Source organism: Caulobacter sp., assembly GCF_017744445.1.
In the GTDB taxonomy this organism is placed as follows: Bacteria; Pseudomonadota; Alphaproteobacteria; order Caulobacterales; family Caulobacteraceae; genus Caulobacter.
In genome coordinates, this window is sequence record NZ_JAGIBH010000005.1 from 182835 (window position 1) to 203567 (window position 20733).

Consider the following 20733-nt stretch of genomic DNA (forward strand, 5'->3'; position numbering starts at 1 on the left):
TCAGCGGCGTGTCCATTAGCCGACGTCGCCAGCGACGCGCTCAATGAAATCGTTGATCAGGGTACGCAGCGCTTGCAGGGACGGCAGGTCCATCAGCATGGCGATATAGCCGCGGATATCGCGGTCATTGATGGCGAAGTTGATATAGAGGAACAGCACCACGCCGCCCTCGGCATGCTTGGCCGACAGGTTGAAAAGCGAGGCGCCATCGCCGCGCATGACCTCGGGCAACGACATCTGCAGGGGCTTTTGCAGCATGTTGGCCATGGTCGCCAGGCAGCTGTTGAGCACCACATTGCCGGTCTCGGTCAGCGCTTCGTCTTCCATCTCGGTGGCTTCGCCCTCCGAGAGCGCGCCACCGGTGACCGCATGGACCAGCGCCATGCTGTTGACCTGAGGAAAGATCAGCAGGGCGCGTCCGGAGAACACGCCCTCGAAATCCTGGCGCACCGCGACCAGCTCGCCGCTCTCGCGCTCGCGGATCAGGGTGGCGGCGCCTTCGCGGGTCACGACCTCGACCGACGGCACCGACAGCAGCACTTGGTCGCCGACCATCTTGCGCAGGCTGCTGGCCGCGCGGCTCACGCCGATATTGACCAGCTCCGTCAGAGCGTCCCGCTCGAGCTCTTCCAGGAAAATCGACTGGATGCTCATTGCCCGGCCGATCGCAGGCGCAGCGCCGCGCCTGAGATGAAGCCGCGCATGCCGTCCTCGGTCACCGGCTTGGGGATGAACGCGGCGTTGGCCGCACGGGCGCGAGCCATGATCTCGTCCTGCACATTGGCTGTGGCCACCGCGATCGGCATGTCGGGGAAGCGCGCGCGCAGTTCTTCAGCCAGATCCAGACCGTCCCGCCCCGGCATGTTGAAATCCAGCACAGCCAGGTCCACGGCCTGGTTCTCGATCAGCGCCAGCGCCTCGTCGGCATTGCCCGCCTCGACACGGATCCAGTCGGGCTGCAGGGCCGCGATGGTCTTGCCCACGACGATGCGGGCCAGCTTGCTGTCATCAACGATGAGAACCGTCGTCCCCATGAACTCTCACTCCAATTCGTCCGCCAGCGGCGCGTCGTTCAAATTCTAAGGCTGGATAGTCCGGCCGAGCGCCGGGACCACAAACTCGCCGAGGAAACCGTTTGTCGGCGCGCCGACGATCTGCCCCTCGAAAGCCAGGATCGCCTGCACGACAGCGGCGTGTAGACTTTCGCAGGTCGACACGTCGAGCGTGACCTTACGGGATTTCTGTAGCAGAGCCACCAGGGTCTCGGCGTCCTCCACCCGACATGGGCCCTGCAAATATATCACGTCGCCGACGGCGCTTATGCTCATGGAATAAGCTCCTGCAGATCCAGGATCATCAGGACCGCGCCATTGGCCAGCAAGGTCGAGCCGACCACGCCGCGCGCGCCGGCCAAGAGGCCGCTCATCGGCCGCACGGCCGCGTCCATTCGTTCGACAATGGCGTCGACGGCGAAACCGACGACTTCATCACCCACGCGCGCCACGACAACTCGTTCCGCGCCGCCCCGCGCGTGGCTTTCCGCCCCGACCAAGTTCGCCAGACGCACGAGCGGGATCACCTGTTCGCGTTGCTGGAAGGCGTGGCCGCCGCGGATCGGCACGATCCGGTCGGCTGGAACGCGCGTGGTCTCGACCACGTCATCCAGCGTCAGACCGTAGCGCTCGTCGCCGCAGGCCACGACCATGACCTTTGTCAGCACCATGCTGATCGGCAGCAGGATGCGGATGGTCGAACCCTGCCCTGCCCGGCTGACGATCTCGACCCTGCCGCCCAGCCGTCCAACCGTGGTGCGGACCGCGTCCATGCCCACCCCGCGCCCTGAGACCTCGCTCACGCTCGACGCCGTCGAGAACCCCGGCAGGAAGATCAGGTCGACCGCGCCTCGATCATCCAGCGCTTGGGCGGCCGAGGGCGCGATCAGGTCCCGCGCCACGGCTAGGTCGCGGATGCGTGCCGGATCGATCCCCGCGCCGTCGTCGGCGACCTCAATGAGCACTTGCTCCCCGACCGTTCTTGCCGACAGACGTAAAGAGCCTGTCTCGGACTTGCCCGCCGCGCGACGAGCCTCAGGCGCCTCGACGCCATGATCCAGGGCGTTGCGCAGGACGTGCAGCAAAGGCTCGAACAGGCCGTCGACCACCGCCTTGTCGACCTCGATCTCGCCCCCGTCGATCTCGAAGTCCGCCGACTTGCCCAGAGCCCGCGCGGTTTCGCGGACCAGGCGGGGAAAGCGCCCGAACAACGGCGCCAAGGGCGTCAGTCGCACCTTGCTGACCGTACCGTGCAGATCGCCGACCAGCCGATCGATCCGGGCCTGTTGCGCGCGCAGGGCCTGGGCGATGGCCCGGCCGTCGGCAAGACCTTCGATCTGAGACGCCAGATCCGAGAGGCCGTTCTTGGCGATCACCAGCTCACCGGTCAGGTCGGCAAGGCGATCGATACGGCCAGCCTCGACGCGGATGGTCCGGCCAAAGCCTTCGGCCTCCCCGTTTTCGACGGCCCCGGCGGCAACCGGCGCCACGATTGAAAGCTCGACCTGATCCTTGACCCACCGCAGCGCCGCCTCGACGTCCGTGCGCGCGGCGGTCGAGACGGCCTCGATGACCAGATTGCAGGTGAAGGGGTCATAGCGCGCCAGGTCGCCGAACGGCTCACGCGGCGAGACCTTCAGGTCGCGCAGACCCGGGACCCCGGCGATGATCGCCATCGGATCGTCACCCGCGAAATAGGCGTCGGCGCGCGGTGCATAGTGAATAGCGATCTCGCCCGTCTGCTGGACGACGCTCGACGGGGCTCCCGCCGACGTCAGACGATCGATGAGTCGCTGACTGACCTCAGCCGCATCAGGCGGCAATGCCTCGGATCGTTCCAACGCATCCAGCCAACGATCGACCTGGTCGACGACCTCGATCAGCGGCTCAAAGAGGCCCTGCCCGTCCCCCTCGCCTCGCCGCAGCCGCTCCAGCTGGTCCTCGGCCACATGCAGCACGCGGCCCATGGCGGGCAGGTCGAAGAGGCCGACAGAACCCTTCAGGGTGTGGACGGCCCGGAAGCAACGATCCAGCCGCGCTTTGTCGCCGGGCGCGCGCGCCAGGGCGACCAGGTCGTCGGCGGCCTGAGCGGTCAGCTCGCGCCCCTCGATCAGGAAAGCTTCCAGCAGCTCGTCTGTCATGCCGCCCGTCCCGGCCGTTGATAGACGATAGCGTCGTTGAAGCGGCGCGTCGCGAACCGCTCGCTGATCCGGTTCATGGACTCCGTGTGCCCCAGGCACAGATAGCCGCCGGGCGCGAGCCGGTCATAGAGGTTGTTGGCCGCCGTCAGTCGCGAGGCGTCATCGAAATAGATCAGCACGTTGCGGCAGAAGATGACGTCAAACGCGCCCTGATTGGCCAGGCTGGGTCCATCCACCAGGTTCGCCTGGTTGAAGGTCACCGACTCCCGAAGGTCATCGATCAGCTGCCAGTGACGGCGTTTCGCCGGCTCGAAATAGCTCTGCCGCACCCCCTCAGGCAGCCGCGCCACGGCCCGTTCGCCGTAGAGACCTGTCCGCGCATCGTCCAGCGCCCGGGTGTCGATGTCCGAGCCGACGATCTCGACATTGTAGGCATCGACCATGCGCCAGTTCTCGAGCAGCCAGATCGCGATCGAATAGGCTTCCTCGCCGGTCGAACACGGCGCCGACCAGATGCGGATCTTGTCGCCCGGCCGACGCGTGGAGGCCAGGTCCGGCAGCAGGTCGCGGCTGAGGCACGCCAACTGGTGCTCCTCGCGATAGAAGTAGGTCTCGTTGACAGTGAAGGCGTTGACCAAAGCCTCGCGTTCACGATCATCCGACCGCAGCACCCCGAAATAGACCGGGAAGTTCGGGCAACCGGTGGCGGACATCCGATCAGCGACCCTGCGATCGATGTAGTAGCGCTTGGACTGACCAAAACGCATGCCGGTGTGACGGTACAGAAAGTCCGTAAGCCGTTCGAGCTCATCGGCGCTGAGGACAGGCTCGCTCATGGTCCAATGACTCTGACAAGCCGAGCAGCGATATCCTCGACATCCTCGACGAAGTCCGCGCCGTCCGCGCGGACCAGCTCGCCCGGCATGCCCCAGACGACGGCGCTGTCCTCGGACTCGGCGATGGTCCGACCGCCCGCGCTCCGCAAAGCCGCCATCGCGGCGGCGCCGTCATTGCCCATGCCGGTCATCAGGATCCCGACCAGGCGCTCGGCCGACACATGGTCCATGGCGCTGGTCACCAGCCTGTCGACACTGGGATGCCAGCGATGCTTCGCGCTGGACGGGGCCGGCAGGGCGGTCAAGCCGTCGGGCCTGCGGCTCAGGATCATGTCGGCGTCGCCGCGGGCTATATAGATCTGCCCAGGCTCCAGCAGCGTTGGCGCGGCGACCTCGGTCACAGGCAGCGCACATAGCCGGTCCAATCGCGCTGCCAGCGACCGGGTGAAGGCCGCCGGCATGTGCTGGGCGACCAGCACGGGCCATGCGAAATCCTCCGGCAACGCCGCCAGCACGATATCCAGCGCCGGCGGCCCGCCAGTCGAGGTCCCGACGATCACGAGCCCGGGCAGCTCGCCCGTCTCTTCGAACACGCCCGCGCGCCGCCGAGGGGACCGCTTCGGCGGCGCGCCCTGCCCCGCGCGCAGGCGCTCCACTAGGCGATGCGATCGCCGGACCTTGGCCTTGGAGGCTTCGCGCACGGCGTCGACCATGATCGGCGCGAATTCGTCGACGGCTAGAGACACGGCCCCGTCCGGCTTCGGCACGAAATCGACCGCGCCCAGCTCCAGGGCGCTCAGGGTGGTCTCGGCGCCTTCGGTGGTCAGGGACGAGACCATCACCACCGGGCAAGGCCGCTCCAGCATGATCCGGTTCAGGGTCTCCAGACCGTCCATGCGCGGCATCTGGACGTCCAGCGTGACGACATCGGGCGCGAAGCTGCGCAGCTGATCCAGCGCGTCGAGGCCGTCCTTGGCGGTGGCCACCTCGAAGTCTTCCGCGCGCAGGATATCGCCTAGCACGCGGCGCATTAGCGCGGAATCGTCGACGACCAGAACCTTTGTCACGAGGCCGTCGCGGTCAGGTCGCGCAGGAGGTCGGCTTCGGCGCGGTCCAGCAGCGCCTTGGGATCGATCAGCAGGATGACCTCACCATCACGCTCGACGGCACGGTCGAACACCTGGCCGGCAGGATCGGCGAAGTCGGGCGCGGGCAGCAGTTCGCTGGCGTCGACCTCCAGGATGCTGGCCACGGCGTCGACCGCGAAACCGGCCTGCAGCCCGCCCAGGGTGACGACCACGATGCGCCCTGCCCCGCCGCCCTGGCCCTCGACCGAGAACCGTTGGCGCTGATCGATCACCGGCACGACCCGGCCGCGCAGGTTCATCACGCCTTGGACGTAGGCCGGGGCCTTGGGCAGCCGAGTCAGGGTCTCGGGCCGGCGCACCACCTCGTCCACCGACGCCACCGGTAGGCCATAGCGCTCGTCGCCCAGCTGGACGACCACGAACCGTTCGCGCTGGACGGCTTGCTGAGTGTCGGCCACGGTCGGCTCCTCGGGTCCTTGGACATCCGCCAGCAGCGACGCCACACGCTGGTCGGCCAGCACCTTTTCCGGCGACAGCACCGCCACGACGCCCTTGCCATCCGGCATCCGCAGCACGGACTCGATCCGCGCCTCACCGGCGCCGCGATTGAAGAGACTGGGAGCCGGTCCCAGACGATCCTCCGGCACGCGCAGGACGGCGCTGATCCGATCGACGATCAGGCCCAAGGCGTGCCCGCCAATGTGGATGATGACCAGCCGCTCGCCGCCTTGAGGTGCGTCGTCCGACAGACCCAACAAGATGCGCGCCGAAAGGATCGGCAGCACGCGATCTCGCTGTTGAGCGACGCCCCGCAAGACGTCTTCGGTCTTCGGCAGCGCGGCGATTTTGCTAGGAACAGCCGACACCTCGGACACCACTTCCAGAGGCAGGGCATAGGCCTGGCCCGCCAGGTCGAAGCCGAGATAGGCCCGCTCCACCACGCGCTGCGTCTCGTCGGCGACCGGACCAGCGCCTGAAGCGGCCGAGGAACGCATCCCGCCCCGGAACGCCGCGAATTGCGCGGTCAGCGCCGCGTCCAGATCGATCCAGCGCGCACCGTCGGCGTCGTCGAGCAGAAGCTGGCCGTCAACCGGTTCGACCTCGGCCGACACGGCCTTCAGCGCCTCGACGCCGTCGACCGCCAGCCCGATCGGCGGTTCGCGTTGCAGGATGACGACACGATCGGCCGCCCGGGCCTCGCGCCCCAGCAGGCTGTTGAGCGAGACCACCGGCACCACCTGGCCTCGCAGGTGGGTGACCCCCAGCAAGCTGGGCGGTCCATGCGGCATACGCGTGACCTTGGGGGCTCGGATGACCTCGGCGACAGCCGAGGCGGCCATGGCTACCTTGGCCTCCCCCGCCCAGACCGTCAGCCGCTGGCGCGACGACGCGGACATCCTCAGGCCTTGCCGGCCTGGAGCTCGCCGGCCAGCAGCGCGATCTCCTCGATCGCCGCCGCCAGGTCCTCAGCGCCCCGCGACTGCTCGCGCGCGGCCGTCGCCGCCTGCGCCGCCGCCACGCCCGCCTGCTCGGCCGCCGCCGCGATCTGGTTCACGCCCGCCAGGACCTGAGAGCTGGCTACCAGGATGGTTTCCGCCCCCTGGGTGATCTCGTCCGCGCCGGCGCGCAGGACCACCGTGTCGTCGGCGATGACGCCCAGGCGCTCCTCGATCGTGCGGTTGCGGTCCAGCTCCAGCTCGGCCGAAGCCAGGGTCTGGTCGACCTCACGGCGCACCTTGCCCAGCTGTACGCCGATCGCGGCGACCAGTTCCTTGACCATATCGGCGTTGGCGGCGGCATCGCGGGCCAGGGTCCGGATATCAGTAGACACCAAAGCAAAACCTCGCCCGACGTCCCCGGCGCGTGCGGCCTCGACCGCCCCGCTCGTGGCCAGCATCGTGGTCTGCACCGCGATCAGGGCCAGCCCGTCGACCAGCTTGCCGATCGCGCCGATCTCGCTGTCCAGCGTCTCGATCAGGTCGAGCACGAGTTGGTTGGACTCCGCCGCAGACGATACGCCCGAGACCAGACCGCCGACGACGACCCGGCTTTCCTCCAGCAACGATTGCATCGCGCCCAGTCGCCGGGCATTGGCGACACCCATCCCAGCGGAGATCCGCGCGGCCTTCTCGATCTGCGCCATGGCCGCGCCGGCCTCCTGGGTCGCGGCGGCCTGGACCTGGGCGCCCCGGCTGATCTGCTCGATCGCCACCAGGATCTCGCCAGCCGCTCCAGCCATCTCCTGAATTGCAGCAGACAGCTCCTCTGCGGCGGCCGAGGTTTCATGCGCGGCGTCTTCGACGACCTCCCCGCCCGCCAGCGTCTCGACCATGTCAGCCAAGGCTTCGGCAGCGATCTGGCTTTGGTCCAGGGATTGGCTCTGTTGTTGTACGGAGCGTTGCGCCTCTGCCGCCGCGGCGGCCTGCTCCTCGGCCGCACTGGAAATGTTCTCGGCCCCGCGCCGGGCCTCGTTCGCCGCACCGACGGCCTCGACGGCGGCGATCAGCACGGCCTGGCTGTCGTCGCTCAATCGGATCATCTCCGCCCGGATGGCTTCCAGCGTGGTGGTGATGCGCGCGCCAGACGCAGCCTCGACCTCGGCCACCGCCGCGGCGGCGCGCAGACGCTCGCCGATCCCGCGCACGCCTTCGGCGACCCGGTCGGCCGCGGCCCTGATGTCCAGCGAGCGCTTCTCGGCCGTCTCGGCCAGGGCGCGAACCTCGTCGGCGACCACCGCGAAGCCACGACCATCGTCGCCCGCACGCGCCGCCTCGATCGCCGCGTTGAGCGCCAGCAGGTTGGTCTGGTCGGCGAGGTCGGCGACGATGGCGGTGATCTCGCCGATCCTTGCGGCGTGGCGCTCCAGCGCCGCCACGGTCTCGACGCTGCCCAGCTGGCGGCGGGCGTTGGTCAACACGGCCTTGACCGACGCCGCAACGGCCGCGCCGGACTCGGTCAGCAATACCTGCAACGCCTCGGAACGCTGGCGTGAAACCTCGGCCCGCTCACGGGCGATGCCGAAGGACGCGGTCATGGTGGTCATGGCCGCCAGGGATTCGTGGGCCGCGCCGGCGGCCTCGTCCGCGCCGCTGGAAATCTGCTCGAGCGCCCGGCGCAATTCCTCGACCGCACCGGCCGCCTCAGTTACCCCGCTGGAAAGCTCCAGGGTCGCCGCGCCGATGCGCTCGGCCGCGCTCTCCCGGCGCGAGCCGGCGCGACGAACGACGGCGCGCTTGGTTGGCGTAGGGGCCGGGGCCTCGACGATCGCCTTCCGACTCTTCGCCCGCCCCGCGAGCGTCGTCGTCTTCACCAGCGCCATGCGCACACCCCCACCGTACTCGCCCCGAGCCACGCCCGAGAAAGACGCAGCATAGTCCGCCCGCATGGCCCAAGGCCATCGGCGATCAGGGCTTAACGGTGAAGCTCGCGTCCGGTTGCAAAGTACAACAGCCGATATCGCGTTTTCAGATCACGCCCCGGATCAGGCTCAACATCCAGGCGACCTCGCGGATTCCAATCACACACGAAAACGTGGAACCAAGTCGCCATTTCAAGCGCTGGCGTCAAAAATCGCGGCCGTACAACAGGCGGAACTCCACATGAATCGGCCGGCGGCGCTCCAGGACATTGACGAGACCAATGCGCTGCTTGGCCAACTCCGCGCCTTGGGCGCGAGGATCCAATCCGGTCAGGCCAGTCACCAGGAGCTCGCGACTTGGGAAGCCTTGCGCGAGACCGCGTTGGGCGCTGGAGCGATGCTCTACCGTCAGCAGATTCTGATACCGCGCCAGGCCGCGGCGGACCTGATCCGCGCTGCGCTAGCCGTCGCCCTGGATCAAGCGCGATCGCGAGAGGATGCGTAGAAACCTGGAATAGGCGCCTCAAGATCCTTGAACGTGCTCGGGTTTGCCCTTGCGCTTGGTATGGGCGAACTCTTCCAGCTGCTTCTCGCTCATCGACAGCATAGACTTCGAGGCGCCCTTGAGCTTGCTCTTGGGCGTTTCGCCACGCTTGGCCGACAGGGCGGCGCCGGCGGCTTTCTGTTGGGCGGCGGATTTGGCGGGCATGGTCGTCTCCTCGCAATGACGCTTCTCCTAGAACGCGCCTTGGATCCGCGAGTGGCATTGCCAGCGCCTTATGATGCGTCCGCGAAGCCCGTCGCACGCAGTTTGAGCGCTGCGAGACGCGGGTCGTCCTCGAAGATCAGGCCACCCGAGGCGGTGGATTGCTCGGGGATATAGTCGATGGTGACGCTGGCGGCTTCCTTCGAGGTCTGCCCTTCGATCTGAACCTGGGCGGCCGGCGCGCCGCCGTGATTGATGGCCTCGATCTCGGCGACATAGCCGTGGGCGGTCGGGGTCACACGCTTGAGGCGCACCTCGATCGCGGGCGGCCCCTTGACGCCGAACATGGCGTCCCAGGCCGTGAGGCCGATGGCCGTGCTGGCCAGGACCAAGCCGACCCCGGCAGCAACCCATTCCAAAGGCGGAATGTCGTTGACCGGAGCACGTTTGGGCGCCGGCTTTCGCGGGGCGGCGTTCGAGGTTCCTCGGCTGGCGCGTGCTCTGGCCATCAGACCACCAGCCGCGCGGTCGCCGCGCCGATGGCGGCGGGAAAGCCCAGGACGATGGTCATGGTAGCGATCTCGTGGACGGCCACGCCGTCGGTGCGTCCGAAAGTCCAGAGCAGATAGAGGCTCATCAACAGCGCTACGCCATAGCCGGGCGCGGTGAAGGCCACGAAGGTGCGCGAAAAGCCCCCCGCCTCGCGCCGCCGTGTCTCGCCCGGAAAGCCCAGCTGATAGACGAACAGATGGAGCAAACCGATTGAGGCGGCCATCAACAGCAAGGTGGCGAGCGGCCCCATCTGATAGGCGATCAGGATCATCTCCTCGGTCGGCGCGACGTTGAAGGCCAGGAAGGCCGCGCCCACCGCCATCAGGAAAAGCTCGCCCAGCGCGCCGGCCTCCGCCTTCTCGCGCTCGCCGGGTCCGCGTTCGCCCAGCTGCTTGCCGGCCAGGAGCGCCCCGACCGCGGCGGGCACGGCGCACAGCGAGACCTTTCCGATGGCGCTTTGCGTGCCGATCTCGTCGGCGCGCAGCACGCCGAAGATCGACAGCAAGACGGCCGACAGCAGGAAGCCGACGCCGAAGGCCGCCAGGGCGTCCAGCACCTCGTCCTTCAGGCGAAAAGTCGGCTCGAAGCCGGCGTAGTAGGACAATCCGATCAACATGGGCAGGGTCAGCAGCAGGAACACCAGCAGCCGCCAGCGCTCCACCGCCATGCCCAGCGACCACATCTCCATGGTCATCAGCAGCGGAAAGGAAAACAGCAGCGCGCCGCCAAAGGCGCGGCTCAAGGCACGACCATAGCCGGCGTTTCCGTCCAAGGCGCGTCTCCTACCCGTTCGGCACGCCAACGGTCAGGCTTGGGCGCGGGTTCCGGGAACACTGCTGTCGTCCGAGAATTTGGAAGAGGCGCATAGCCGGGGAGCCTCATGTCCATCGCCGATCGTGTCTGGTCGCCCTATTGCGGCGCGGGTCCCGTCCCAGCGGAGCTGTGGGCGCGCTGGAACTTCGAGCCCGTCGGGCTGGCGACGCTGGTCGCTCTTGCCGTCCTTCTCCTGAAAAGCTCCGAGAACCGGTTGCTCGCACTGGCGGCCATGGCGGTGCTGGTGATGATCTTCGTCTCTCCGTTATGCGCCTTGAGTTCCGCGCTGTTTGCCGCGCGCACGGTGCATCACGTGCTGCTGGTCGCGGCCGCCGCGCCGCTGATCGCCTGGGCCCTGCCCCACCCGGCGCGCGCGCCTCGCCTGGCCGCCTGGACCAGCGCCTTTGTCATCGCGTTCTGGTTCTGGCATGCCCCCGCCGCCTACGGCTCGGCGATGGCGAATGACGGGGTCTATGCGCTGATGCAGCTCAGCCTGCTGATCACCGCGACCGCCGCCTGGCGAGCCGTGAGGATTTCAAGACCGACCGGCGCGGTTTGCGCCTTACTGGCGACCACGGTGCTGATGGGCCTCTTGGGCGCGATCCTGACCTTCGCCCCTCGCGCGCTCTACGCGCCCCACGACCTCACGACCGCGGCCTGGGGGCTGACGCCGCTGGAGGACCAGCAGATCGCGGGCCTGATCATGTGGATCCCGGCGGCGGGTATCTATCTGGCCTCCGCGCTGTCGATCCTGGCCGGGGTGTTGCGACCTCGTCTGGCGGCCGCATGATCGACCGGCTGATTGAGAACATCTTCGAGTGGGCCGCGGGCCATGCCGACGAAGGACGTTACTCGCCGGTGGCGATCGTCTTCCACTGGACCATGGCGGGGCTGGCTTTCTTCCAGCTCGGCTGGGGGTTCTGGATGGGACGAGCGCCAGCGGGCGCGCGAATGTTGGCCGCCTACGAGGTCCACTACGCGGTTGGGATCCTGATGTTGGTCCTGGCCGTGGGACGCCTGGGTTGGCGGCTCTTCGCGCCGGATACCATCAACGACGCGGACAAGCCGGGCTGGGAAAGCACGGCCGCCCACGTCACCCACTACGTCTTCTACACCTGCCTTTTGGGCCTGCCGCTGACCGGCTGGACGATGGTTTCGGCGACGGCGCGTGAGACGGAGCTGGCGCTGCTGGGCGTTGTCCCCTGGCCGCTGATGCCGCTGGGCCAACTCGACAACCCGACGCTATGGGCGATCGAGGCCGCCGCCGAGTGGCTGCACTGGGGCTTCGTCGTCAGCCTGATCCTGCTGATCCCGATCCATGCGGGCGCGGCGCTGAAGCGTCACCTCATCGATCGAGACGACGTCCTTCACGGGATGCTGCCGATCGTCCCGCAGCTTCCAAAGCGCCCGACGCGCTGGCGGCGTCGATGGCTGGCCCTGGAGAAGAAGATTGCCGCCGCAACCACGTCGCCAGGACGTCGATCTCGGCGGGCGTGAGCTTGCGGGCGATGTCGCCCATGGCGCCGCGCGGGTCGTTACGGCGCTTGCCCAGGCGCCAGCGCTGCACCTGCTCGCGGGTATACACCTCCGGCTGGCCAGCCAAGGCGGGTTGGTCCCCGACACCTTGACCTTGGTCACCGTGGCAGGCCGCGCAAGGTTGGAGCCCGCGCGTCGGATCGCCTTGGCTCCAGAGCCCGGGCGCGGATGCCGTCTCCCCGCCCGGCGGCGCCGGCAGCTCTTCATAGTGCGCGACCACCGCTCTTCTCGCCCGGTCGTCCAACGCCTTGGCGATCGGCGTCATGACCGGATCAGGGCGCAGGCCCGAGCCGTAGTCCTCCATCTGCTTCTGCAGATATCCCGCCCCCAGCCCCGCCAGCCTCGGCGTCGAAACGCCATCGCCAGCGCCCTCCAGGCCATGGCACGAGAAGCACGCGCTCTTCGCCCCGCCAGCCCCGCCGCTCATGGCGATCGTGCGGCCGGTGGCGCTCAGCGCCTGATCGGTGCGGCTGACAGGTCGCTCGCAGGCGGTCAGCGCGGTGACGACAAGAAGGATCGGAAGGCGGCGCACAGCGGCTTAACCGGCGGTGGCCGCCGCGGTTCCGCCGGAACCTTGGCCGCGCGCACGGGTTGAGCCTGCTGAGTAGTTTCGGCGGGGCGGCGTGACCAGTGGATCCAGAATGGCGAGTGCGGCGGTGATCGGCTTGGCCGGCCTCGTGGCGTGCGCCGAGAAACCACCCCACCGCACGATCTCGGGCGCGGATCCGAAGCAAGGCCTCGCTCTGATCGAAAGCCAAGGCTGCGGCGCCTGCCATCAAATCCCGGGCGTCGCCTGGCCGCGCGGAGAGGTGGGTGGATCCTTGGCGGGCTTCGCCGATCGCGCCCTGATCGCCGGACGCCATCCCAACCAGCCCGAGGTCCTTGTGCGCTGGCTGCGCGATCCGCCAGCTCTCTCGCCCGACACCGCCATGCCCGCCACGACCCTGACCGACGCCCAAGCCCGCGATGTCGCGGCCTATCTCCTGACTCTGCATGACGACTAGGGCCGCCGACGAGAGCTTTAAAGGCTGGCCGCCGCCGGTGCTGGATCCGGCCGGGCCGTTCGCCGCGCCGCTGAACACCCTGACCTGGGGCCTCCTGGCCATGGCCGCCCTAGTCATGGTCGTGGTGCTGGTCGCCCTCGCCTTCGCCCTCTTCGCCCCGCGTCCCTGGCGCAAGCGGCTGGGCGGCGAGAAGCTGATCTGGATCGCCGGCCTGGGCTTTCCCGTCGTGGTGCTGAGCGTGCTGCTGGTCTGGGGCCTGTCGCTGACCAACAAGCTGTCCGAACGCCCGCAGCCGGGCGACCTGCGTGTGCGGGTAACCGGCGAAATGTGGTGGTGGCGCGTGGCGTATCTCGACGCGGCCGGGCGGGAGGTTCTCCAGGACGCCAACGAGATCCACGTGCCCGTCGGACGCACCGTGGCCATCGAGCTGGAGTCCACCGACGTGATCCACAGCTTCTGGGTCCCGCGCCTGGCCGGCAAGCTCGACATGATCCCCGGGCGTCGCAACATCCTGCGAATTCAAGCCGATAAGGCTGGAACCTACAGTGGTCAGTGCGCTGAGTATTGCGGCGGGGCTCACGCCCTGATGGCCTTTGTGGTCATCGCCCACGCGCCGGAGGATTACGCCCGCTGGCGCGCCCGGGCCGAACGTCCCGCGCTTGCGCAGCCGTCGACCGGCGCGGTGGTGTTCGAGAAAAGCGGCTGCGGCGCCTGCCACACCATCCGAGGCACGAGCGCCAACGGCGTCGCCGGACCCGACCTGACCCATGTCGGCTCGCGCCACACCCTGGGCGCAGGGATCTTGCCGAACAACGCCGGAACCATGAGCGGCTGGATCGCCGACAGCCAGGCCATCAAGCCCGGCAACCGCATGCCGGCCTATCCGGTGCTGAGCGGCCAGGACCTGAGGGCGATGTCAGCCTATCTGGAGAGCCTGAAGTGAGTGAAGGCTCGGAGACCGGCTTCGACCGTTCGATCTACGACCGCTTCCCCACCAAGGGCCGGCGGCCCAAGGGCGAACTCGAGCAACTGCGGGAGATCTGGTGCGGTCCCAAGGGCTGGCAGTGGATCACCGCGATCAACAACAACTTCGTCGGCGTCTATTATGTCGGCGCGGCGATGCTGTTCTTTGTGCTGGCCGGGGTGCTGGCCCTGGTCATGCGCGCCCAGCTGGCCTTGCCGCTGAACGGCGTGCTGCCGCAGGAGACCTATAACCAGGTCTTCACCATGCACGGCACGGTGATGATGTTCCTGTTCGCCGTGCCGGCGGTCGAGGCGCTGGGTGTCCTGCTGCTGCCCCAGATGCTGGGCGCGCGCGACCTGCCCTTCCCGCGCCTGTCGGCCTACGCCTTCTGGGCCTATCTGATCGGCGGCCTGGCCTTCTTCTGCTCGCTGTTCTTTGGCCTGGCGCCGGACGGCGGCTGGTTCATGTATCCGCCCCTGACCTCGACCACATATTCGCCGGGCATCAATGCCGACTTCTGGCTGCTGGGCATCGGCTTCATCGAGATCTCGGCCATCGCCGGAGCCATTGAGATCATCGTCGGGGTCTTGAAGACCCGCGCGCCGGGCATGAGCCTGGACAAGCTGCCGATCTTCGCCTGGGCCATGCTGGTCTTCGCCGGCATGATCATCATCGCCTTCCCGTCGGTAATCCTGGCCACCACCCTGCTGGAGCTGGAGCGGGCGCTGAACTGGCCGTTCTTCGACGCCACGCGCGGCGGCGATCCGATGCTGTGGCAGCACCTCTTCTGGTTCTTCGGCCACCCGGAGGTCTACATCATCTTCCTGCCGGCGGCGGGCGCGATGTCGACCATGATTCCGGCCGTGGCGAGGACGCCCCTGGTCGGCCACTGGATGGTGGTGCTGGCCTTCCTGGCCACGGGTTTCATCAGCTTCGGCGTGTGGGCCCACCACATGTTCACCACCGGCCTGCCGGGGGCTTCAGTCGGCGTGTTCTCGGCCGCCTCCATGGCTGTGAGTTTGCCCGCCGGCGTACAGGTCTTCGCCTGGATCGCCACGGTGGCCTCGGGGAAGATGCGGTTCAACACGCCAGGCCTGTTCGTGCTGGGCTCACTGCTGATCTTCGTTATGGGCGGGCTGACGGGCGTAATGGCGGCCATGGTTCCGTTCGACTGGCAGGCCCACGACACCTATTTCATCGTCGCCCACCTGCACTACGTGCTGATCGGCGGCATGGTCTTCCCACTGTTCGCGGCGATCTATTACTGGACGCCGATGGTCTCCAGCCGACCGCTGAGCGAGCGCCTGGGCCGCTGGACGTTCTGGCTGATGTTCGCCGGCATGCACCTGGCTTTCCTGCCCATGCACCTGTCGGGCCTGATGGGGATGCCCCGACGCGTGTGGACCTATGCGCCCGGTCGCGACCTGGAGCTGCCGAACCTGATCTCCACCGTCGGCGCCTTCCTGTTCGCCGCCGGGGTGCTGATCTGGATCATCGACATGGTCCGCAACTTTCGCCCGTTCGGCTCCGACGCCGGCAATGTCTATGACGGACCCGGCCTGGAGTGGCTGCCGGCCGAGCTCTATTCGGTCCGCAGCATCCCCGTGGTCAAATCGCTCTATCCGCTATGGGATCAGAAGACCCTCGCCCGCGACGTTGAGGCCGGCCGCTACTTCCTGCCTGGCGCCCCGACCGGCGGCCGCGAGACCCTGGTCACCAGCCCGGTCCAGGCCGAGCCGCAGCATCTCCTGCCCATGCCCAAGCCGTCCGGCTGGCACGTCTGGGCGGCGGTGTTCACGGCGGGCTTCTTTCTCCTGCTGACCGTGCAGGCCTATGCGGCGTCGATCGTCAGCGCCGTGCTGGCGACCTATTGCGTGATCCGCTGGTGCTGGTTCCTGGACCATCCCCTGCCTCAGAAGGAAGTCGATGTCGGCGCGGGCCTGATGCTGAAGACCTATGCCAGCGGCCCATCCAGCACAGGATGGTGGGCCATGGTCATCACTCTGGTGGTGGCCGGCATGGTGCTGGCGATGAGCGTGTTCTCCTACGTCTTCTTGTGGAGCCGTTCGCAAGCGTCGTGGAGCGCGCCGATCGGCGCCGAGACCCTGGCCGTCGCCGCGATGAACCTGGTCGCCGTGCTCTGCGCCTGGTTGGCTAGCCGCGTCCTGGCGAAGCCCCCTCGCCTCACCGTCATGCTGACCGTGGCCGCCGGCGCGCTGGTCGCCGGCGCATGGTGGATCGACTTGAAGACCTGGCAGGGCGCGGGCCTCTCGCCCGATCTCAACGCCCAGGGCGCGATCGTCCATGCGATGGCCGCCTGGCAGGGCTTCTTCGTCGCCGTCGGCGCGATCATGGCGGTCTATGTCGTGCTGCGTTGGCTGTTCGGCTATGTCGGTCCCGACCGGCCGGCGACCATCCAGCTGGTCGGGCTGTTCCACGCCTATGTGGCCGCCCAAGGCCTGGTGACGTTGGGCGTACCGCGCCTGTTCGCGGCAGTTCCGGCATGAGCGCCTGGCGCACCCTGCTGGCGGGGCTCGCCGTGTGGCTGGTCCACTTCGCGATCGTTTACGCCCTGCCCAGCCTCGATGCGATCGGCGCGGCCCCGCCAGCGAACTTGATGATCGTCCACGTCCTGGCGACGCTGGCCTGTCTCATCATCGTCGGCCTGTTGGTATTCGCCGGATGGCGCAGAGGCTCAGCCTTCCAGCACCGCATCGCCGCGCTGGGCGCGGCCATGGCCGGCGTGGCGATTGTCTGGCAGTCGGCGCCGGCCTTGATCGGCTAACCCCGCAGTGCGCCGCGCACGGCCAGGCGCGTCAGCCACTCGGTCGGACCGCGCGGCCGATCGAGCCCCAACCGCTTCAGCGCTGGCGCGTCGCCAGTTGCTCCCTTGAAGCCGCGCAACACCAGCCGCGCTAACTGCGCCGGTTCAGCCTGCGCCGCCTTCAGCCGGCCAAGCGTCGGCAGCAGGCTCTCCTCCAGCGGATCGAAGTCCGAACCGAACGGCAGCAGCGGCGCCAGGCCTGCCTTGCGCGCCGGGGCAATCGCGTCGGAGATCCGCTCGGGCGTGTTCCGCCGGCACGCTTCGGGCAGGACATAGCCGCGCTCGACCTTGCCGGCCGCCTTGGCCTTGTCCAGCAGTTCGGCCTGAAAGCGGCTGTCGGTGACCTTCAATAGACTGATGATGACATCACGATCAGTGCGCCCGCGCAGGTCGGCGACGCCGTACTCGGTGACCACCATGTCCCGCAAATGGCGCGGAATGGTGCCGTGGGCGTAGGACCACAGGATATTCGAAGTCGCCTTGCGCCCTTCGCCCCGCACCGCGTCCAGGGTGATCACCGAGCGCGCGCCCTCCAGCGCGAAGGCCTGAGCCACGAAATTGTACTGACCGCCCACGCCGCTGACGATCCGGCCATCCTCCAGGCCGTCGGAGACCACCGCGCCCAGCAGAGTGACCATCATGGCGGTGTTTATGAAGCGCGCGTCGACCCGAGCGGCGCGCTTGGCATCCTCGTCGCCGTAGAGTTCGTTGATCGCCGAGATCGCCTGCATTTGGAACTTGGCGCGATCAGCGGCCGGCATGTCGCGCAGCGCCGCATAGAAAGCGCGCGGCCCCAGGAAGAAACCGCCGTGCAGCACCGCGCCGTCGACCTCGCGCTTGAGCACGCCGGCCTTCCAGAGGTCGAGCAGGCAGTCGACGAACATCTCGGTGGCCGCGTAGAGCCCGATCTCGAACGGTTCGGCGTGCGGCGATGCGGCGCCCAGGCGCTGGACGGTGTCACGAAAGCCCGCCGGGTCCCGATGCCGGACGATAAGCCCCTGAGCCACCGCGTCGCTGATCGAGCCAATGCCCATCTGGATCGTGCCGCCGTCCGGGATCAGGCCGGCGGCGTGGAAGCCGATCGCATACTGGGTGTCGGAGATCGGCTCCTTGGGCGGGGCGAACAGCGGGAACTGCGGACCGTCCAGGATGTGGCTGAAGACCTCGGTCGACAGATCGCCGTCGCCTGGCATGAATGGCAGCTGGTCATTGACCTGACCCACCAGGACGAAGTCCGCCTTGCCGGCCTTGCGCGCGGCCAGCAGGTCCAAGGTGATGTCGGTGTTGCACGACAGGCTGAAGCGCTCGCCCTCGCGCGCCACCAGCTGGGCGACGACGTTGACGCCGCGATCCAGCAGATAGCCGGCCGCATGGGTGTAGTTGGCCGAGATGTAGCTGCGCTGCGCACTCTCCACGCCCAGCCGCGTGCCGGCCTGGAAGAAGAACTCATCGACCTGGATGTTGCTTGGCAGGGCGTCGCGGCGCTGGACCTCGGCATAGGCCAAGGCCGGATAGCCGCCCAGGGTCCGCTCGATCACGGGTCCCAGAAACGCCGCCTCCAGCGCCGACTTGGGCTTGGGCGGCTCCAGGGTCAGGGCCGTGAAGATGTGCAGGTGGACCGACGGGTCGGCCATGGCCCGCGCGAAAAGGGCGTTGGCCACATGGTTGGCCTTGCCCAACCCCAGCGGCAGACCCAGCACGATGCGGCGACCGACCTTGTCGATGATCGCATCGGCCAACTGTTCCGGGTCGGTGAAGCGCTGCGTCATGCCTCCAGCTTGGACCAACCTTCAGCGGGCCGGAAGCGCTCGCCGTATTGGCCGGCCAAAGCGTCCAGCTTGGCCTTCACGTCGCCTACGCCGCGTTGCCTGGCATAGTGCAACGGCCCGCCCCGGAACGGCGCGAAACCGGCGCCGAAGATCATCGCCGCGTCGATCACGTCCGGATCGTCCGAGACGCCATCGCCCAGCAGGGCCGCGCAGGTGTTGACCAGCGGCAGGATCAGGCGGTCGGCCATCTCCGGATCGGGCTCGGCGGCATTAGGCGCCTTCTGGGCGTGACCGCCTTTCCAGACGTAGAGCCCCTCACCCGTCTTCTTGCCCAACTTCTTCTGCTCGACCTTGTCGCGCAGCCACCGCGGGACGTCGGGCATGTCCCACTTGAGCTCGCGCTTGAGCATGTCAGCCACCGCCAGGCAGATATCCAAGCCCACCTGGTCGGCCAGCTCGATCGGCCCCATCGGCATGCCGAACCGCTCGGCGGCCTTGTCGATGGTCTCCTTGGCCACGCCCTCGTCCAGCATGGCCATGGCCTCGATCAAATAGGGCGTCAGGGCGCGGTTGACGATGAACCCCGGCGCGCTCTTGGCCGGAGCGGGCAAGCGGTCGATGGTCCCGACGAAGGCGCGTGCGGCCTTTTCGACCTCGGCGTCCAGCCCGTCGTGGCGCACCACCTCGACCAGCTGCATCCGCGAGACCGGGTTGAAGAAGTGCAGCCCGACCAGCCGTTCGGGTCGTTGCAGGCCCTGACGCAAGGTCTCCAGTGGGATGGAGGAGGTGTTGGTCGCCAGGATCGCGCCCTGCTTCATCACCGGCTCGAGCTTGGCGTAGAGACCCTGCTTCAGTTCGACCTTCTCCGGCGCGGCCTCGATGATCAGGTCGGCCGAGCGCGCGCCCTCGCCCTTCAGATCCGGGACCAGGCGATCGAGGGCGTCGCGGACCTGCAGGTGGTCGTCGTGACTGATCTTGCCGTAGAGCTCGGCCGCGCGCTTGATCGCCCCACCGATCGGCTCGGGCTTGACGTCGGTCAGGGTGACGGAAAGGCCGCTCCAGGCGCACCAGGCGGCGATATCGCCGCCCATGGCCCCGGCCCCGATCACGTGCACCCGCTTGATGCCGCCGCCCTCCCCGGCCAGGCCTTTCAGCTTTTCGCGCAGGAAGAAGACGCGGATCAGGTTCTGGACCGTCGGCGTCACCATCAACCGCGCGAACGATCCGATCTCGGCGGCCTTCATCGCCTCGAAGTCGCCGCCGTGACGCTCCCACAGCTCGATCAGGGCGTTCGGGGCCGGATAGTGCTCGGGCGGCGCCTGCTTCTTGGCCTCGTCGCGCATACGGCCGGCGGCCAGGCGGCGGGCGGGCGCGCTGTCCTTGAGCTTGTCGATGAGGCTCTGGCCGTCGCCATGCAGCTCGCCGCGCACGGCGGCCTGAACGGCGGCGCGGACATGACGCTCGGGCACGACCGCATCGACCAGCCCCAGGGCCTTGGCCTTGCGGGCTGGGATGGTCTTGCCTGTCAGCATGAAGCTCATCGCCTGCAACGGATCGATCAGCCGCGTGAAACGCGCCGTGCCGCCCAGGCCGGGATGCAGACCCAATTGCACCTCCGGAAAGCCGAACCTGGCGCCCTCGACGGCGATGCGGACCTTGCAGGCCAGCGCCACCTCCAGCCCGCCGCCCAGCGCGTAACCGTGCACCACCGCGATGGTCGGATAGGCTTGGCCTTCCAGCCGGTCGGTGATGGCATGGGCCCGCGCCATGCGTTGCTCGACCTCGTTGACGTCGCTCGCCCCGCGAAACTGGCTGACGTCGGCGCCGGCGACGAAACCCGAGGTCTTGGCCGAGCGGATAACCAAGCCCGCTGGACGGTCGGTGTCCAGGGCGTCCAGGATCCGATCCAGCTCGCCCAGCACCGCGTCGTCCAGGGTGTTGGCGCTGGAGTCGACCTTGTCGAGCAATGCCCAGGCGATCCCGTCGGCGTCGCGCCCCAGCTTCCAATGAGTCAGGCCCAGCTCCACCGGCGTCGCGAGCCCTAGATCCAGGTCGCGGGGCTTCAAGAGGGTCAAGGCGGGGTCATGCAT

The 20733-nt window shown here is 68.0% G+C and carries 20 protein-coding genes and 1 pseudogene; 7 read left to right on the forward strand and 14 right to left on the reverse strand.

Going from position 1 to position 20733, the window contains the following annotated elements; all coding sequences use genetic code 11:
- Positions 1-15 precede the first annotated feature (15 nt).
- From J7528_RS08985 to J7528_RS09020, 8 genes are read right to left on the reverse strand one after another with little or no spacing between them, the layout of a single operon-like run.
- Complete coding sequence (locus tag J7528_RS08985; RefSeq protein WP_291873070.1) at positions 16-654, reverse strand: chemotaxis protein CheX; 639 nt, start codon at positions 652-654, stop codon at positions 16-18.
- Positions 651-1034, reverse strand: coding sequence for a response regulator (locus J7528_RS08990; RefSeq protein WP_291873072.1), 384 nt, complete (start codon positions 1032-1034; stop codon positions 651-653). Before J7528_RS08990 ends, J7528_RS08985 begins: the two co-directional genes overlap by 4 nt.
- A gap of 45 nt (positions 1035-1079) precedes the next feature.
- A complete protein-coding gene (locus tag J7528_RS08995; RefSeq protein WP_291873074.1) occupies positions 1080-1328 on the reverse strand; it encodes a hypothetical protein in 249 nt (82 codons plus the stop codon).
- Positions 1325-3193: a chemotaxis protein CheA gene (locus J7528_RS09000; RefSeq protein ID WP_291873076.1), complete on the reverse strand. Its 1869-nt coding sequence runs from the start codon at positions 3191-3193 to the stop codon at positions 1325-1327. Before J7528_RS09000 ends, J7528_RS08995 begins: the two co-directional genes overlap by 4 nt.
- Positions 3190-4029 carry a protein-glutamate O-methyltransferase CheR gene (locus J7528_RS09005; protein WP_291873078.1) on the reverse strand — a complete coding sequence of 280 codons (840 nt, stop codon included), beginning with the start codon at positions 4027-4029 and terminating at the stop codon, positions 3190-3192. Before J7528_RS09005 ends, J7528_RS09000 begins: the two co-directional genes overlap by 4 nt.
- On the reverse strand, positions 4026-5096 hold the full coding sequence (locus J7528_RS09010) for a chemotaxis response regulator protein-glutamate methylesterase (RefSeq protein ID WP_291873081.1): 1071 nt from the start codon (positions 5094-5096) through the stop codon (positions 4026-4028). The genes J7528_RS09005 and J7528_RS09010 overlap by 4 nt, the downstream gene beginning before the upstream one ends.
- Positions 5093-6514, reverse strand: coding sequence for a chemotaxis protein CheW (locus tag J7528_RS09015; RefSeq protein WP_291873083.1), 1422 nt, complete (start codon positions 6512-6514; stop codon positions 5093-5095). The genes J7528_RS09010 and J7528_RS09015 overlap by 4 nt, the downstream gene beginning before the upstream one ends.
- 2 nt (positions 6515-6516) lie before the next feature.
- Complete coding sequence (locus J7528_RS09020) at positions 6517-8436, reverse strand: methyl-accepting chemotaxis protein (protein WP_291873086.1); 1920 nt, start codon at positions 8434-8436, stop codon at positions 6517-6519.
- 64 nt (positions 8437-8500) lie between these two features.
- On the opposite strand from J7528_RS09020, the gene J7528_RS09025 reads away from it, so the two are divergent.
- Positions 8501-8980 carry a hypothetical protein gene (locus J7528_RS09025; protein WP_291873088.1) on the forward strand — a complete coding sequence of 160 codons (480 nt, stop codon included), beginning with the start codon at positions 8501-8503 and terminating at the stop codon, positions 8978-8980.
- Between the two features lie 18 nt (positions 8981-8998).
- Here the strand turns inward: J7528_RS09025 and J7528_RS09030 are convergent, their stop codons facing one another.
- The 3 genes from J7528_RS09030 to J7528_RS09040 all read right to left on the reverse strand — a co-directional run bounded on the left by J7528_RS09030 (position 8999) and on the right by J7528_RS09040 (position 10505).
- On the reverse strand, positions 8999-9184 hold the full coding sequence (locus tag J7528_RS09030) for a DUF3008 family protein (protein ID WP_291873090.1): 186 nt from the start codon (positions 9182-9184) through the stop codon (positions 8999-9001).
- 68 nt (positions 9185-9252) lie between these two features.
- Entirely contained in the window at positions 9253-9690 is a 438-nt protein-coding gene (locus tag J7528_RS09035; protein WP_291873093.1) for a hypothetical protein, read from the reverse strand.
- Positions 9690-10505 carry a TIGR02587 family membrane protein gene (locus J7528_RS09040; protein WP_291873095.1) on the reverse strand — a complete coding sequence of 272 codons (816 nt, stop codon included), beginning with the start codon at positions 10503-10505 and terminating at the stop codon, positions 9690-9692. The genes J7528_RS09035 and J7528_RS09040 overlap by 1 nt, the downstream gene beginning before the upstream one ends.
- Positions 10506-10613: 108 nt before the next feature.
- Between J7528_RS09040 and J7528_RS09045 the strand changes: the two genes are divergently transcribed.
- Both J7528_RS09045 and J7528_RS09050 read left to right on the forward strand, forming a co-directional pair.
- Entirely contained in the window at positions 10614-11336 is a 723-nt protein-coding gene (locus tag J7528_RS09045; protein WP_291873097.1) for a cytochrome c oxidase assembly protein, read from the forward strand.
- Entirely contained in the window at positions 11333-12043 is a 711-nt protein-coding gene (locus J7528_RS09050; protein ID WP_291873098.1) for a cytochrome b, read from the forward strand. Before J7528_RS09045 ends, J7528_RS09050 begins: the two co-directional genes overlap by 4 nt.
- A 16-nt stretch (positions 12044-12059) precedes the next feature.
- Here J7528_RS09050 and J7528_RS25575 read toward each other — a convergent pair.
- Positions 12060-12509: pseudogene (locus J7528_RS25575) on the reverse strand (c-type cytochrome); the annotation flags it as partial.
- A gap of 214 nt (positions 12510-12723) precedes the next feature.
- Here J7528_RS25575 and J7528_RS09055 point away from each other — a divergent pair.
- Genes J7528_RS09055 through J7528_RS09070 form a run of 4 tightly spaced genes read left to right on the forward strand, consistent with a single transcriptional unit; the run spans position 12724 to position 16835 of the window.
- Positions 12724-13086 (forward strand): c-type cytochrome, encoded by a 363-nt coding sequence (locus tag J7528_RS09055; RefSeq protein WP_291873100.1) that lies wholly within the window; start codon positions 12724-12726, stop codon positions 13084-13086.
- Positions 13076-14029, forward strand: a complete 954-nt coding sequence (gene coxB, locus J7528_RS09060; RefSeq protein WP_291873102.1) for a cytochrome c oxidase subunit II — start codon at positions 13076-13078, stop codon at positions 14027-14029. Before J7528_RS09055 ends, coxB begins: the two co-directional genes overlap by 11 nt.
- Entirely contained in the window at positions 14026-16557 is a 2532-nt protein-coding gene (locus J7528_RS09065) for a cbb3-type cytochrome c oxidase subunit I (RefSeq protein WP_291873104.1), read from the forward strand. The genes coxB and J7528_RS09065 overlap by 4 nt, the downstream gene beginning before the upstream one ends.
- Positions 16554-16835, forward strand: coding sequence for a hypothetical protein (locus J7528_RS09070; protein WP_291873106.1), 282 nt, complete (start codon positions 16554-16556; stop codon positions 16833-16835). The genes J7528_RS09065 and J7528_RS09070 overlap by 4 nt, the downstream gene beginning before the upstream one ends.
- Here J7528_RS09070 and J7528_RS09075 read toward each other — a convergent pair.
- Positions 16832-18643, reverse strand: a complete 1812-nt coding sequence (locus tag J7528_RS09075) for an acetyl-CoA hydrolase/transferase C-terminal domain-containing protein (protein WP_291873109.1) — start codon at positions 18641-18643, stop codon at positions 16832-16834. The genes J7528_RS09070 and J7528_RS09075 overlap by 4 nt on opposite strands.
- A complete protein-coding gene (locus tag J7528_RS09080) occupies positions 18640-20733 on the reverse strand; it encodes a 3-hydroxyacyl-CoA dehydrogenase NAD-binding domain-containing protein (protein WP_291873112.1) in 2094 nt (697 codons plus the stop codon). The genes J7528_RS09075 and J7528_RS09080 overlap by 4 nt, the downstream gene beginning before the upstream one ends.